The sequence below is a fragment of the Bacillus halotolerans genome (assembly GCF_004006435.1).
Taxonomy (GTDB): Bacteria; Bacillota; Bacilli; order Bacillales; family Bacillaceae; genus Bacillus; species Bacillus halotolerans.
Window position 1 is genome coordinate 127,194 of sequence record NZ_CP029364.1, and the last position, 16,547, is coordinate 143,740.

Here is a 16,547-nt window from a genome sequence, read left to right on the forward strand (position 1 = left end):
TGGCGCTTCCCCTCCTATAACAGTTGTTGTATCGTTGTGCTGTCTCCCGGGTGATAGCTTCGCAGTTTCTCAATGGCGGAGCTGTGAGTTTCCGGATACACCTCAATTGTTTCGTCATTCTGTCCTGAGTCATTGCCCGTTTCGCAGTCTGCCATCTTCATCATCACAAGCTGTTTCAGTGGCCCCCCGAGCAGCAGTTCCAACGCTTCCATCGCTTCAGGGGCTTCAATGGAGCCTATGCCCGCCTGCGCCATTCTTCGCTGATAATCAGGTGAGGAAACAACACCAATGCTGCCCCAATAACTCCAATTGATCACAGCTACTGTACAAGGCCATACTTGTGAAAGCCGATGAGCAAAAGCATCCTTAAAGCTGCAGCCGGCAGCATAATTGCTCTGTCCTGAAGCTCTTGCAAATGATTGTACGGAAGAGAAAAACAAAGCAAAGTCCAACGGCTCTTTCTGGAAAACTTGAGCCATTTGCACACTTACATCCACTTTTGCAGAAAGAACATTTCTGAAACGTTCCTCGTCCATATTCATCAGGCTTTGGTCTTGCAAAACAATGGCAGAATGAATGATTCCGTTGATTTCCTGATGTATTTGTTTGATGGCTGCATAAGCGCGTTCCAAGTCCTCTCGGTTTGCGGCATCAGCTTCGATATAAAACGGAGCCGGCCCTAAACGCGCAAGTCTGTCCAGCTTGCTTTGAATGGATGCATCTTTTGTTCTTCTGCCAATCCAAACGACATGCGCTTGGTATGTTCGAATCACATATTCGCTCCAAGCTTCTCCAATTCCGCCCGCACCGCCTATGACCACATAAACGCCTCCGTGTTTATACTTGGTGTGCACAGGCTGATTGCTGTGTACAGGGATCAGACGCTGTTTGTGCCAGGTTTTGTTCCGACACGCCCAAGTATTTCCCTCTTGGTCGAATGGCAAGGAAAAGATTTCGGCCACCGGCCAATCCTCATTTCGATCTACATCGATCAGTTTTGTCTGCCAATTTGTATATTCTTTTGCCATCGAGCCGATCAGACCGTGAAGACCGGCATCAATTGGATTGACAATGTCATGGTGATCAACACATTGCGTATTCGCTGTCACGACCGTCCAGCTTATCGTCTTCTCTCCATAGCCTAAAGAAAGCATCGCCTTAATGAGCCTGAACTGTTGAATAACGCTTTGGTTTTGGGCTTCAATCATGTCATCACCGATTTCGCACTCCGAGACATGGGAAGGAGAAATCCACACAATATGGTCAAATGCCCCTAATGCATCAAGCTGGTTTGCCAACTGATGAATCGAATCATCCGGCTTGATGTGCAGCTCTTTGGCAAGCGGGAACTGTCTTTGTACAGCGTTTCTGCTGTTTTCATCCCCACCTAGAATGACAACACGCTCATCAGCAGACGAAATGATCCTGCTATTCTCCGTTTGCACTTGATCCCATACCGGCGCCATTAGAAGCGCTCCATTCAGAGACGCCTTGCTGTCAGAGCGTTTTATTTTTTCCGGGCGTTGTATGTCTTCTTCTATCACTCTTGAGGAGATGCCCTTGATTCTTACACATACCTGGCCTTGTTCATCACATAGATCAATATCCAGCCGTTGTATTCTGTCCTCGTTTGGACGCGAGGTGACAGAGACCCACATGTTTTCTGTACATGGGCTATATACTTCAAGCTCCTGCAGTGCAAAAGGCAATGAAAGCTGTTCATCTCCGGAATTCAGCTTTAACCCGATCGACGCCTGCAAAGCAGAATCCGTCATACTCGGATGAAGTACAAATTCGTTCAGCGTTTGAGATACTCCAGACGGCAACGAAAGCTCTGCCAACGCTTGGTTGCGGCCAATGTAAAGCTGCTGTATTCCTTGAAAACCAAGCCCGTATTCTATGCCGATCGCTTTAAATAACTCATAGCACTGTTCATTTGACAGTGTGTTTTGACTGCATTGTGATTGCAGCGCGCTGATATTATGAGAAGGAATGTTTCCTGCTTCTCTTATCTCAACACTGCCCTGACTGTGTACCTTTCGTGCGCCCTCACCGTCTTCTGTAAAGATTTCAAAAGCAATTTCAGCATCGTGCTGAGGTTCAAGACTGATATGCACTTGGACAGGCTGACCGTCCGCCACAATCGGCTGCACCCAAACAACATTTTTTATATGAATGACAGATTGATGATCTTTGAGCCCTCGCACTGCCTGCGAAATGGCTGCATGCACCATCTCAAGATAAGCGACCCCCGGCATGACCGGTTTTCCCTTCACCTTGTGATCGTTGAAAAAGAACTCAGCGCCTGTAAAGATTGAGCTGAAACGCTGCTCTGTCAAATCAGAAGTGTTGGTTTGTACTAATGGGTGCAAAACTGCTGTATCGACAGTTTTTGTCGGTGCCTTTTGTGTGATTGCCTCCTCTTTCATATCCGTTATCCAGTAGCGCTCTTTTGCAAATGGATAGGTCGGCAAGCTGATACGGTTAGGCAGTTTGCCGCTATACAGTTTGTTCCAATCTATTTTTAATCCTGCTACCCATAATTCAACCAGTTTTGTATAAACTCCGGGTTCCCAGTCATTTTCGAGTGTTTTCTGAATGTCTTCGTCTGACCTGAGTGTCTGTAATATCCCTTTATTCGCCCTGCCTCTATACATGTTCGTCGCATTGGTTTGTCCTTCTATAAAGAGGTACAGTTTCTCCAGCAAATCTTGAACCGAGACAGCGATAATCCCTAATCTCTCCTCCATTGCATCGCGCCCCTCTTGAAGTGTATAGGCAATATCAGCGAGATCACGATCGGAGATTGAATGTTTGCTGATAAAATCCGCCAATTGCTGTGCTTGGTCCTTCAGGCGATCTTCTTCCTTTGCCGACAAGACAAAGATGCCCGGGTTCTGTGATGTCACTGCTGGCGCTTGTTCAGATGGAGCAGTTTCTTTTGGAATATATTCCTCAATGACCACATGGGCATTGACACCGCCTATGCCAAATGAACTGACTCCGGCTCGGCGAGGCAGCTCCCGTCCGTTTTCATCCCGCATCGATTTCCATTCTCTGGATTCCTGCACGATATAAAATGGGCTGTCTTCCAATCTGATATACGGATTGATCGTCTCACTGTGCAGACTTTTTACCAGCGTTTTGTGTTTTAGCTGCAACAGGATTTTGATGACACCGGCTACACCGGCTGCGAGCGATAAATGGCCGATGTTTGTCTTCGCTGAACCCAGTCCGCAATGGCTGGCATGAACAGAAGGATCTCCCGTTTTCTCGTACAGTTCTTTAAATGCAGCCTTCAGCCCGTTAATTTCTACCGGATCGCCAAGTTCCGTTCCGGTTCCATGCGCTTCAATATACGTCACAGTTCTCGGATCGATTCCCGCCTTCATATAAGCGGTTTTTACGACTTCTGCCTGAGCCTTCGGATTAGGAGTCGTCAGAGAATTCGCGCGGCCTCCGTGATTTACCGCACTTCCTTTGATCACACCGTAAATATGATCGCCGTCGCGTTCCGCCGCCTTTAGTTTTTTCAGGAAGAGGATGCCTGCACCTTCACTGACCGCAAATCCATCGGCTTTATCAGAGAACGTTTTGCATTTTCCTTCTTTGCTCAGAGCCCCTGCTTTATCGTAGGCAATGTGGCCTTGCGGTGTTACAACCGTGTTGACGCCTCCCGCGATCGCCATTTCACAGTTTCCAGCTTCAATTGCACAAACTGCATGATGAATGGCGACCAGTGAGCTTGAACATGCCGTGTCAATCGGTTCGCTCGGTCCATGAATGTTCAGAAAATAACTGACTCTATTCGGTCCGGCAGAAGGACTCATATTAGCAGCTGCTGAGCCTTCGATATCTACATTTGAGAGAAGAGAGCTGTATCCCGTGTTTCCAGTACCGATGAATAAGCCCGTTTTGGTTCCTGATAGGCTTTGGGCTGAATGTCCCGCTTCTTCTATCGCTTTCCAAGCATAGGTCATTAATAGACGCTGCTGAGGCTCCATCTGCTCAGCCTCCAGCGGAGAAATGCCGAAGAACAACGGATCAAAGTCGGCTACTCCATCAATAAAACCGCCCCATTTGACGTTCGTTTTATTTGCTTCTTTTAGCGGGTCTCCGTAGTACTCACGCCAATCCCAGCGGTCTTTTGGAACCTCTGTTATGCAATCTGTGCCTTCTTTCAAATTCATCCAGTACTCCTCAACATCCTTTGCTTTTGGGAAGACTCCGCTCATCCCTACAATGGCAATAGGTTCGGGCTCAGGCGCATGCTCGGCTGCCTTCTTCACTGGCAGCTCCTTTGGTTTGCCAAAACGGTTTTCGGTTGAAAACCTGATGTCTTTCATGGCTTTTTCCGCAGGCTGTACAGGCAGATCCTCCTTGACAGGTACTGCAAATTGCGCCGAGAATGTATCTTGATATTCTGCTGATAAATACGCGGCAAAGGCAGAAACAGTTGCATGCTCAAAGAAAATTGTAGGGGCCAGATCCAGCTTGTATTGTTCATTCAATATATTAGCGAATTCAGTTAAAGTGATTGAATCAAATCCATATTGATTAAACTCCATATCCGGATCAATCTCTTTAGTTTTGATTTTGAGCAATTGAGAGATTGCTTGCTTTAAAATGTCTTGTATTTGGTCCAATAAGCTGTCTTGATCCATTCTTGCTATCTGGGTCACCGGTTCTTGCGCTGGTTTATTCGGAACATCTTCAGAAGGCGGCTTTTGAGACAGCTTTTCTCTCATCATGTCTTTGATACCTTCCATGACAATGACGTTATCTTTATCAAAAGCCAATCCTTTATAAAGTGCCTGAATGCCGGTTTCGGTTCGCATAGCCGTAACGCCCGTATTTTTCATTGTCATTTTTTCAGTTTCTTTATTTACACGCATGCCGCCCTCTTTCCACAGCGGCCAATTGATCGACAATGTTTGGCCGTGTCTGTACATGGCGGTCACAAGCGCATTACGATAAGCGGCATAGCTGTCCATAAATGCATTAGCCATTGCATAATCCGCCTGTCCCGCGCTGCCGGTGATACTAGATATGGAAGAGAAAAGGATAAAGAAATCTAACGCGAGATGCTCGGTTGCCTCATCCACATTTACGAGCCCTTTTACCTTAGGAGCGAGGACCTGCTTAAGTTCTTCATTTGTTTTATTCATGAGATAGTTGTCTTTAAGCAGTCCAGCACTGTGAATCACGCCATGCAAGTCGCCATAATCAGCTGTGATCCTTGTGATTAACTCGGACGCAGCCTCCGTTTGAGTCACATCAACCCGTCTGTACTCTGTACGAGCACCTAAACGCTGCAGTTCGCTAAGCTGTAATTGCTGATCAGCGCTAAGCGCGGACCTGCCTGTAAGAATCAAAACAGGCTGTTTGACTTGGCTTGCAATTTCTTTCGCAAAAATAAATCCAAGTCCTCCTGCGCCGCCTGTGATGAGGTACACACCCTTATCCCTCCACGGCAATCTGATTTCACGGTCAGGCGTATGAATTTCATTTAATTCATTGATGTACCGTTTGCCTTTTTCATATTTAATGCGCTGATCTCCTGCGTTTCTTTTATTCTCTTGGACTATCTCTGCGATCCTATTCATAGTTTCGTTTGTATCGATTTCAATCGTCTGGCCGATCAGCTTTGTATTCTCCAGCCCGGCCGTTTTAAGGAGCGCCGAAAGTCCTGAGAAAGAGTAATGCTTTCTTTGCGCTGAGGTAAGCATTTGGATCAGAACATGGCCTTGCGGCTTGCTTTTGAGGATACTCTGTATCGTCTCAAGCGCTTGTTCGGCATAATCTTGGAATCGCTCTGCCAGACCCTCCCGATAAGACTCTAATACTATACATTCCGCTCCTTTGAGCTTTGATTCAATACTGTCTTTTGAGAGTCCGTTCATTTCACAAAGCATGATAATATGCCGTTCATATTCTGGTTCCAGACCGTCTTTGTCGATCTCCTTAGACATCCATTTTTCCTCAAACATCAAAGTTTCCATTGTTTGGTCAGACTCTGCTGATCTAGGGTCGCTTTCTGCCGCTCTGAATGACAAACCTTTTAACCGTACGCAAACATTGCCGTTCTCATCTAAGATATCGATATCCCGTTTTTGTACCTTATCAGTCGCTTTGCTGCCTTCACTGAATCTGGCGTATACCCACATGTTCGAGGAGCATGTCCCGAAGACTTCAAGCTCTTGAACCGCAAAAGGCAGCGTCAGCCGGTTATCTCCTGCGCCTGTCAAAATGCTGGATGCCTGTAAAGCGGAGTCCATCAGACCCGGATGCATGCTGAATTGGCCAATTGTATCTAAGACAGAAGGATGCAATGACAATCTTGCCAATACAAAATGTTCAGCTGTATAAATCTTTTCTACACCGCGATAAGCTGGACCGTAGTCAAAACCAATCATTTTATAGGTGTCGTATACTTCGTTTACGGAGAAATGAGTTTGCTGACACTTCTTGCGCAGGGATGCTACATCAATGACCGGCGTATCCGCAGCAGGATGTAATTCAGCCCCGCCTTGACTGTATACTATTGGTTTGTCACCGGCTATTTCCGGGTTGCCGTAGATTTCATACGTAATGTCACCATGCTCCTCCGGAAAAAGCCTGATGTGTACTTGCACCGGCTGCTCCCCGACTACAATCGGCCGCACCCACACTGTGTTTTTGAGCGTAATGCGATACTGACCGTTTTGTACCTCGGCAGCCTGCTCAATGGCAGCCCGCGCCATTTCAAGATGGGCCACTCCCGGCAAGATCCGTTGGCCTTTGACAACATGATCTGCAAGGAAAAACTCTTCTCCCGTATAGATTGAGCTAAACCGCTGTTCCGAGAGATTCGAAGTGTTTTGATGCATTAATGGATGTAACACAGATGCGCTGATGTGAGATGCTTTTTTGTCGGCTTCAAGGCTTCCCCTATTTGCGACATAATCAGAAATCCAGTAACGGTCTTTCGCAAACGGATATGTCGGCAAGCTAATGCGATGCGGCTCATTCTCGCCATACAGCTTCGCCCAGTCCACATCAAGCCCTTTCACCCATAATTCCAGCAATTTTGCATACTTTCCGCGCTCCATCCATTTTTCAACCGCTTCTTGAATTTCTTCATCTTCCGTCAGCATTTGCAGCGTTCCTTTATCAATCCGCCCTCTATATACATCCTCCACATTATTTTTGCCGGCTGCATAGTCTTTTAGCTTGTCTTGCAAATCCTCAATTGATCCGGAAATGATCCCCAGCCGTTCTTCCATCGCGTCTCGCCCGGCTTGCAGCGTATAAGCAATATTTGCGAGATCTTCGTCTTTGTAAATATGCTGGTCTAACGCTTCAGCCAGCTGCTGTGCGTATTCTTTCAGTCTTGCTTCATTTTTAGCTGATAGGACGAAAATACCTGGATGTTCAGAAGTGATCGACGGTATGTTGCCAGCGTCCGCCTTCGGAATATATTCCTCGATGAGCACGTGGGCATTTACCCCGCCGATACCAAATGAACTGACGCCTGCACGGCGAGGCAGCTTCTGCCCCTGCGCATTCTGTAGCGCTTTCCATTCTTCTGTTTCCCGAACGATATAAAATGGGCTGTTTTCAAGCTGAATATACGGATTGACAGTCTCGCAATGGAGACTTTTCACTAAGGTTTTGTGTTTAAGCTGCATTAAAATTTTAATAATTCCTGCTGCACCGGCTGCAAGCGATAAATGACCGATGTTTGTCTTCGCTGAACCAAGGCCGCAATAATGATTAGCAGAAGTGTCTCCTTCTTTTACACCCAGCCCTTTAAAAGCCGCTTTCAATCCGTTAATTTCAACCGGATCTCCAAGCTCCGTACCTGTTCCGTGCGCCTCAATGTACGTCACCGTTTTGGGATCGATTCCCGCCTTTTGGAATGCCGTTTGAATGACTTCCGCCTGGGCCTTCGGATTAGGCGTCGTTAAAGACGCCGCACGCCCCCCGTGGTTCACTGCGCTTCCTTTTATCACCCCATAAATATGGTCTCCCGCTTCCTCGGCCGCTTTTAACTTCTTCAGAAACAGTATGCCGGCTCCTTCCCCATGAGCAAAACCATCAGCTCGATTTGAGAACGTCTTGCATTTGCCTTCTTTGCTCAGGGCACCCGCTTTATCAAAGCTGATATACACCTCAGGCAGAATAATCGTATTAACGCCGCCGGCTAATGCCATGTCACAAGTGCCTTCCTCGATTGAGGAAATGGCGTGATGGATCGCTACCAATGAACTGGAGCACGCCGTATCAATAGGTTCACTCGGCCCATGCAGATTAAGGAAATAACTGACACGATTCGGACCGACTGACGGGCTCGTGTTAGCTGCCGCTGACCCTTCTATTGCCGAGTTCGCTTTAGATAAAAGAGAACTGTATCCTGTATTTCCCGTTCCGATGAATACGCCTGTTTTTGTGCCTGACAGACTTTTTGCCGAATACCCTGCATCTTCAATCGCTTTCCATGCATAAGTCAATAATAAGCGTTGCTGTGGCTCCATTTGTTCAGCTTCACGCGGGGAAATGCCAAAGAATAATGGGTCGAATTCCGCAATGCCGTCAATAAAACCTCCCCATCTTACATTCGTTTTATTGGCTTCCTTCGCAGGGTCCCCTTCATATTCGCGCCAATCCCAGCGGTCTTTCGGAATTTCCGTCATGCAGTCCTTGCCTTCTTTTAAGTTCTTCCAGTAGGCATCCACATCTTTTGCCATAGGAAAAATGCCGCTTATTCCGACGATTGCGATTGGCTCGGGACCGGATTCACTCTGTATGGTTCCCGGCAGCATAACCGGCTGCTTTCGGCGTCTTTTTGAGGTGACATGTATGGTTTTATCCTGTTCAAATGCAGGCTGAGCCTGAACCTTTGACCTGGTCCGTACAGCAAATGTTTTCGCAAATACCGCTTGATATTCTTCTGACAAATGCTTGCCGAACTCATGGATCGTCGGATGGTCAAAAAAGACGGTTGGCGTCAGCGCCAGTTTATATGCCCGATTGATATGGTTGGTGAATTCAGTCATAGAAATGGAGTCAAACCCATACACCGTCATTTCGGCATGGTCATCAATCGTTTCAAATGGAACCTTTAATAGCTTGGCGACCTCCCGCTTTAACATCGCCTTTACTTTATCCAGCAAACTCCCTGTGTCAATGCTCTTTGCCGGTTCAGTCATGCTTTCTGTTTCCCTCTTTTCAATAGGTGCTGAGGCTGTTTTTGACAGCATGTTTTGTTTTATCTTCTGAACGTTGCCTTCCATCACCATGACCTGGCTTGCCTCACTATTGAACGCTTGATAAAAAGCCTGTATGCCTTGTTTTGCTTCCAGAGGAACAATTCCGGCCAGCTGCACAAGTCTTTTCTCCGTTTCACGATCGACCTTCATGCCGCCCTCTTTCCATAATGGCCAGTTTACAGAAAGCGTTTTGCCATGCCGCTGACCGTGTTCGGCTAGCGTACTGCGGTATCCGGCATACATATCCATAAATACATTGGCTGCCGCATAGTCAGCCTGACCAAAGCTGCCTAAACTTCCCGAAAGAGATGAAAAGAGAATGAAAACATCCAATGCAAAATCTTTGCTGGCTTCATCCAGGTGAACGAGTCCTTTTACTTTAGGCGCCAGCACATCATGCAAATCTTCTGCTGATTTCTTGGCCAAATAGCTATCTTTAATAATTCCCGCGCTATGAAGAATGCCATCAAGACGGCCATGTTCTTTCTGGATATTGTTCATTAACTGGTACACTGCGATTTTATCGGCAACATCCATTTGCTGATAGGTGATCTCGGCCCCTATGGCGCGAAGCTCTTCAATCTTCCCTCTTTTATTATCATTCAGAGGTGAACGGCCCGTCAGAACGACTGTCGCATTTTTCGTTTGTTCAGCAATTTCTTTTGCGAACATAAGGCCTAAGCCACCGGCACCGCCTGTGATGAGATAAACGCCGCCGTCTTTCCACGGCATGCTGATGTTACGGCTTGCCGCTTTCATTTCACTCCAATCTGCAATAAATCGTGTACCGTTTTGATATCTGATATGGGTGCCGCTGCTTATTTGATTTTCTTTCAGTTTGCGGGCGATACTTTCCCCGCTTTCTTCACTGCTGATTTCAATCATTTGTCCGGTCAGCTTAACCGTTTCTAACTCGGCCGTTTTCAGCAGCCCTGTCAATCCAGAAAACAATTGCTGCTCGCCTTCTGCGGAGGTCACGATCTGAATCAGAATATCTCCTTTCGGTTTCTCGCGAATCAGCGCTTGCACTTTTCTAAACACCTGTTCCGTATACGAATGAAAACGCCCATCCACTGAAGCAGGCCTTGCTTCCAGGATGAAGACATGGACATGCTCCATTTCTGCTTCGATCTTTTTTCTCATGTCCTGATCACATTCACAGAGGAACACGAGATGCTCTGCATATTCTTTATCCGCTTTTCCGCCAGCCTTTTGTTCTTTCCAAACGGGCTGAAGCAATAAGGTTTCTGAATGTGATGATTCTGTTTGTATGTCAGCCTCCATCACTCTCGTCGAAAACCCCTTCATCCGTATACAAACGCTGCCATGCTCATCGCATAGATCAATATCAACTTTCTGTATCAGATCGCCCGGTTTATTTTTTGAATTGAATTGAACATAAACCCACATATCAGAAACGCATTTATGAAAGACTTCAAGCTCCTCTAAAGCAAATGGCAGTGCAGCTTTAAAGTCTTCACTGTCAGAAAGCTCCGCCCTGGTGACGTTTTGCAAATATTCAGCCGCCTGTAACGCCCCATCCAATAAACTTGGATGAAGAGCATAATCGGCTGCTGTATGAGAGACAGATCCCGGCAGCGATAATTTGGCGAGCAGCTGGCCGTCTCCTTTATAAACGGTCTCCACACTCTTGTATCCTGGACCGTAATCGGCTCCGATCATGCCTTCATAAAATAAGGAGGTGTCCATCAAGCCTTGATTACATTGATTCTTTATCGCCTCTAGATCCAATACCTCCGCATGCTTTGGCTGAAATAATTCCGCTATGCCCTGGTTATATACAATTGGGTCTGCGTCAGCGGATTCCGGTTCACCATACATCCGATAAAGAATATCTCCGCCGTCTTCATCATAGAGCCCGATGTTTACTGTAACCGGCTCATCTCCCGCTACAACCGGACGCATCCAAACCACATGTTTCAGGCGGATTCCGGATTCCTCATCATCTAAACCGCCAATTCCTTGTTCTATAGCGGCTCTTGCCATTTCAAGCGTGACAGCTGCCGGCAAAATCGCCATCCCTTTAATGATATGCTCAGCAATAAAATACTCCTGTCCTGTGAAGCTGGAGCTGAACCGCTGCTCCGATAAAACAGATGTATTCTGGTGCACCAAAGGATGCAAGCGTGATGGTACGGCTGTTTTACGATTGCCCGTGCTGATGTCAGGCCAATACCGTTCTTCAGCAAAAGGATATGTCGGCAGACTCATGCGGCGCGGCTTCGTATTCGGGTAAAGATGGCGCCATTCAACCTGAAAACCTTTGGCCCACACTTCGGCAAGCTTTTTCAGTTTGCCTTTGGACATCCATGATGCAACCAGTTCTTCCGTTTCCTCATCTCCAAGCAAGAGATCAGCGGATTTCACTCGCGTTTTTTCTCCTTGAATACAGCCTTCTGTCAACGGTTGTCCATTCACAAAACGCTCCAGCTGCAGCTTCCATTCTTCCAAATCGCTCGCCATAAAAATAACTCTTGTGTCCATCGCCTCCCTGCCGATCTGGAAGGTGTATGCTAAATCCCTTAAAGAGTGTTGTGTCAGATCATTTTGACTGACAAATGTCAGCAGTTCCTTTACATATGCTTGCAGCCGCTCCCTGTTCTTTGCCGATACCGGAATGAGGTACGGAGGATTTCCTTCGTTATCCGCTCTTGTATCTTGGGCATTTTCATATTGTTCGAATATGGCATGAGCGTTCGTTCCGCCAAGCCCAAACGAGCTCAGAGCTGCCCGATGTACACCTTGATTTTTCTGTAATAATTTTCGTTCGCGGACAACATAAAATGGAGAGCTGTCAAAGTGAATATTAGGATTCGGCTCCTGGCAGTTGATAGTTGGCGCAAGTTCGTTATGAGATAAGCTCATGGCAACCTTAATGCAGCCGGCTAACCCTGCGGCAGTATCCAAATGTCCGATATTGGTTTTCACCGAACCGATGCCGCAAAATTGTATTTTGTCCGTGTATTGCTTGTACACTTTGTTTAAGGCAGAAATTTCAATAGGGTCGCCTAATTTAGTCCCTGTACCGTGTGCTTCAATGTAGCTGATCGTTTCAGGATGGATATCGGTTTCGTCCAATACGCTCTGTATGACCTCTGTTTGGCCTTTTACGCTAGGAGCATAAAAGCCGGCCTTATCAGCTCCGTCATTATTGATTCCTATTCCGCGCATGATGGCGTAAATATGGTCTCCGTCTCTTACCGCATCCACAGCTTTTTTCAATAGGACGACAGCTACACCTTCTCCTCCAGCCATTCCGTCAGCTGCGGCGTCAAATGCCTTAACATGCCCGTCACTTGAAAAATTCAATCCGTTTTGATGCACATAGCCTATTCCTGACTGCGCGTGCAAGGTTGCGCCTCCAACAAGCGCGTATTCAGATTCACCAGCTGTTAGGCTTTTGTACGCTTGATACAAACCTACTAGTGAAGAAGAACAATTGGAATGAACAAAGTAGCTTGGCCCCTTTAATCCGAGCTTGTGCGAGATCATCGTCGGGATCGTTCCGCTTTGGGCTAATACCCATGAGACATAGCCATCCGGAGATTCATGTCCTTCTGTTCTCTCCTTCGGCAATAACGTTCTGTAGGAATTGTTGCTTGCAGACATATACACACTTGTTTCCGGAATCTCTTTTGCCACATAGCCCGCATCCTCAATTGCTTTCCATGAATGCAGCAATAAGAGACGGAGCTGAGGGTCCATAAACTCAGCATCTTTAGGAGAGATCTGAAAGAAACCTGGGTCAAACAAATCTTTTCCCTCAATTACAGATTGCACAGGAACGTAATCAGGATGTTGAATTAATTCTTCAGGCACTCCATTTTCTCGCAGTTCTTCTTTTGAAAAAAATTGAATACTTTCCTTGCCTTCTTTGATTTGATTCCAGAACTCATGATGATTTTTCGCCCCCGGAAACTGGCAGGAGATTCCCACAATGGCAATACTGTCTTCAAAATACGGCGGCAGCGCTTGCTGTTCCGTTTGTTTCACCCTCTTCACATTCTGCTTGCTTTCATTTTGAGGAATGGCCGCCGTATCTGTGTTTTTCATTTCAATAATGTATTGGCTGATGGCCCTGATATTGGCGTACTCGAACAGCTCCGTTACACTGAATTCACAGTCAAATTCTTTTTGGATTCGTTCCGCCACGGCCACGGCAAGAAGTGAATCGCCTCCCACATCGAAAAATCCGTCCTCTGGCCCAAAACCGCTGACTTTCAGCATATCCTCCCAAACGAGCTGCACTTTGCCTTCTACCTCTGATAACTGTAAGTGTTGTGTTTTTCTATTATTTAAAATGACCTTCCGATGTTCCAATTCCTTGCGGTTCACTTTCCCGCTTGGTGTTAACGGCATCTCATCCAGGCGGATAAAGTGCGCAGGTATCATATATTCCGGCAGGCTGGATTTCAGGCAGCGTCGCAAATCGTTTGGATCGATAGGCTGATGTCCATTTTGCTCCGTATAATATGCAGCCAGCTTTTTATGTCCTTCCAGCTGCTTGACCACTACTGCCTGATCTAAAATGCCCGGATATTCACTCAGTTTCGTTTCTATTGCACCTAATTCAATTCGGAAACCTCGGATTTTAACCTGGCTGTCAATGCGGCCTAAATATTCAATATTCCCGTCAGGCAGCCATCTTGCTGAATCACCGGATTTATAAAGCTTGGTCCCAGATTCAAACGGATTGTTAATAAATGTTTCCGCTGTCAGGCCGGGCTGGTTATAATAGCCCCTTGCCAATCCGTCGCCTGCGATACAAAGCTCACCAGGTTTTCCGATCGGAACAGGCTTCAGATGCTGGTCCACGATATAAATCTTCGTATTGGATACAGGCTTGCCGATTGGCGTATGATGACTGGCGATATCTCCTGTTCCGCATCCGAAATAAGTCGCGTAAATGGAGGCTTCTGTTGGTCCGTAAATATTTTCAACACGGCAGTTTTTAAAGATCGAAACTGCCTTTTTCACCAATTCCTTAGGAAAGGCTTCTCCTGCAACCATCATGTATTTGATTGGTCCTTCTTCAGTAAATTTCCTGTTGTCTTTCGCCGTTTCTAAAAATACATGCAGCATGGCAGGAACAAAATTAACATGGGTCACTTGATATTTTTCAATCACATCCATGCACAGCTGCGGTGATTTCTCTTCATCCGGCGGAAGAATAATGAGGCGGCCATTTCCGATAAACCAGCCGAATAATTCCGATATGGATACGTCGAAAACATAGTTCGTCTTTAATAAATAAGCATCCTCAGCAGTGACAGGATACTGGGATTCAAGAAAATTCAGCGTATTCATAATGCTCTGATGCTCTACCATGACTCCTTTAGGCTGTCCGGTACTGCCCGAGGTGTAAATGATATAAGCGAGATGATGGGGTTTGACTTCTCGTTTCAATCCACTTTTTTGTTGAGCTGTGTCCGTTTGACTGCAAGCCAAATCGATATTGATGACTTTTACATGGTCATCAGTTAATTTGTTTACTTTGTCATGAGCTTTAGATTGTGTAAGGACAATGGACGCTTCACTGTCTTTGAGCATGTACGCTAATCGTTCTTGAGGGAAGTTCGGATCTAGAGGCACATACGCTCCGCCGGCTTTCAGAATCCCTAAAATTCCGATCAGCATATCAAACGAACGCTCTGCACAAATCCCTACCGGGCGTTCCGGTCCAGCCCCCTGTGCTTGAAGATAAATGGCCAGCGATGTGCTTTTTTGATCTAATTCCTTATATGTAAGAGTCTCCTCTTCGAATACGACCGCTATCGCATCGGGGGTTTTTTTCGCTTTTTCCTCAAAAATTTCATGTATGCACTTGTCTTTGGAGTCATTTGTCTTTGTCGCATTCCATTGCTCGAACAAGCTGATTTGTTCTTGATCTAACTGTAAAGAGTATGTTTCAAGTGATAAAGACGGATCGAGAATGATGTGTTCAGTGAGTTTGATGTAGTTCTCCATCATTCTTTCAATGGTAGATAATTCATATATATCAGGGTTATACAGAAGATGAAGCACTGTTTCGTTTTCTTGTTCATACACTTCCAGTGCCAGCTCGAATTCCCCTTCTTGCCGAATGTCTTCGATATATTTGATGCCAAGAGCTTGATATGGTTCCAGCATTTTTTGTAAGCCTGCTGTCTGAAAGAAATTCTGGTAGAGAAAGGCTGTTTGAAAAATCGGAGAATCCGCTGCTGAGCGGTCTACATTCAGTTCTCTTACCAGTGCCGGAAATGGGTATGCCGCATGGTCAAGTCCGTCTGCCACTGTCAGCTGCAGGTCTCGAAGGAACTCTTGAAATGTTTGGGTTCCTATCTCTTTACTCCGAACAGCCATCATATTAATAAAGTACCCGATGATCGATTCAAAACCGTCTTCAGGCCGCCCCATTGTCGGGACTCCCACAATGATGTCCTTTTGTTTTGTATAGTGATGCAGCAGCACTTTATAAATAGAAAGGTACACAACTGATTCGTTCACATAATGAGAACGTGCTAACGACTTTATTTGCTTGCTCAGGTTATGAGGGAGCAAGCTTTTGTAAGCTTGCCCCTTATATTTTTGTGCTGAAGGACGGGGACGGTCGGCCGGCAGCTCAAGAATAGGCAGCGTTCCGGACAGCTGCTCTTTCCAATAAGCGAGATGCTCAGCCCCTTCTCTAGCGCCCAGCATACGGTTTTCCCAGTCAACAAAGTCAGGATAATCGGCCGGTAAAGTCTGCAGCATCAACTCTTCGCCTTGCAGCAATTGTTGATACGCCTCTAAAAGCGTCGATATAAATGTCAGCATTGACACACCGTCAAATATAATATGATGAACCGTGATAAGCACAATGCATGCCTCGTTTGACTGATGAAACAGATATGTGCGCATTAACGGACCAGTTTCCAAATGAAAAGGTTCTTTAGCTTTTTCTTTTAGGTAGGGCAATACCTCAGCTGAATGCATAGCTGAGATATTCGCTTCCTCAAAATGAAGAGCCTGCGACGGCTGAACCGTTTGAAATGGAATGCCATTTTCCTCTTGAATCACACTCGTTAAAACAGGATATTGTTTCTGTACAAACAGAAGGGCTTGCTTGAACGTCTCGACATGTAATTTTTTGCTGACGTGAAAGCATAAAGGTATATTATATGCACCCATATCAGGAGACATTTTTTGAAGCATCCATAACCCTTTTTGACCTTCTGAAAGCGGGCTATTCAACTGACGCTTCATGCTTTGAAGATGTTCTTCTACCTCAGTAATCGTTAATTCTCCTGATCTGTA

The 16,547-nt window shown here is 46.1% G+C and carries 1 protein-coding gene; it reads right to left on the reverse strand.

Translation table 11 applies throughout. From position 1 onward, the window contains the following. Nucleotides 1-14: 14 nt before the first annotated feature. Nucleotides 15-16,496: a non-ribosomal peptide synthetase gene (locus DIC78_RS00705; RefSeq protein WP_127696903.1), complete on the reverse strand. Its 16,482-nt coding sequence runs from the start codon at nucleotides 16,494-16,496 to the stop codon at nucleotides 15-17. Between the last annotated feature and the right edge of the window lie 51 nt (nucleotides 16,497-16,547).

What these genes read in the sequence shown, in the direction of transcription:
- DIC78_RS00705 (WP_127696903.1), bottom strand. Translation starts at nt 16,496, where the DNA reads ATGAAGCGTCAGTTGAATAGCCCGCTTTCAGAAGGTCAAAAAGGGTTA.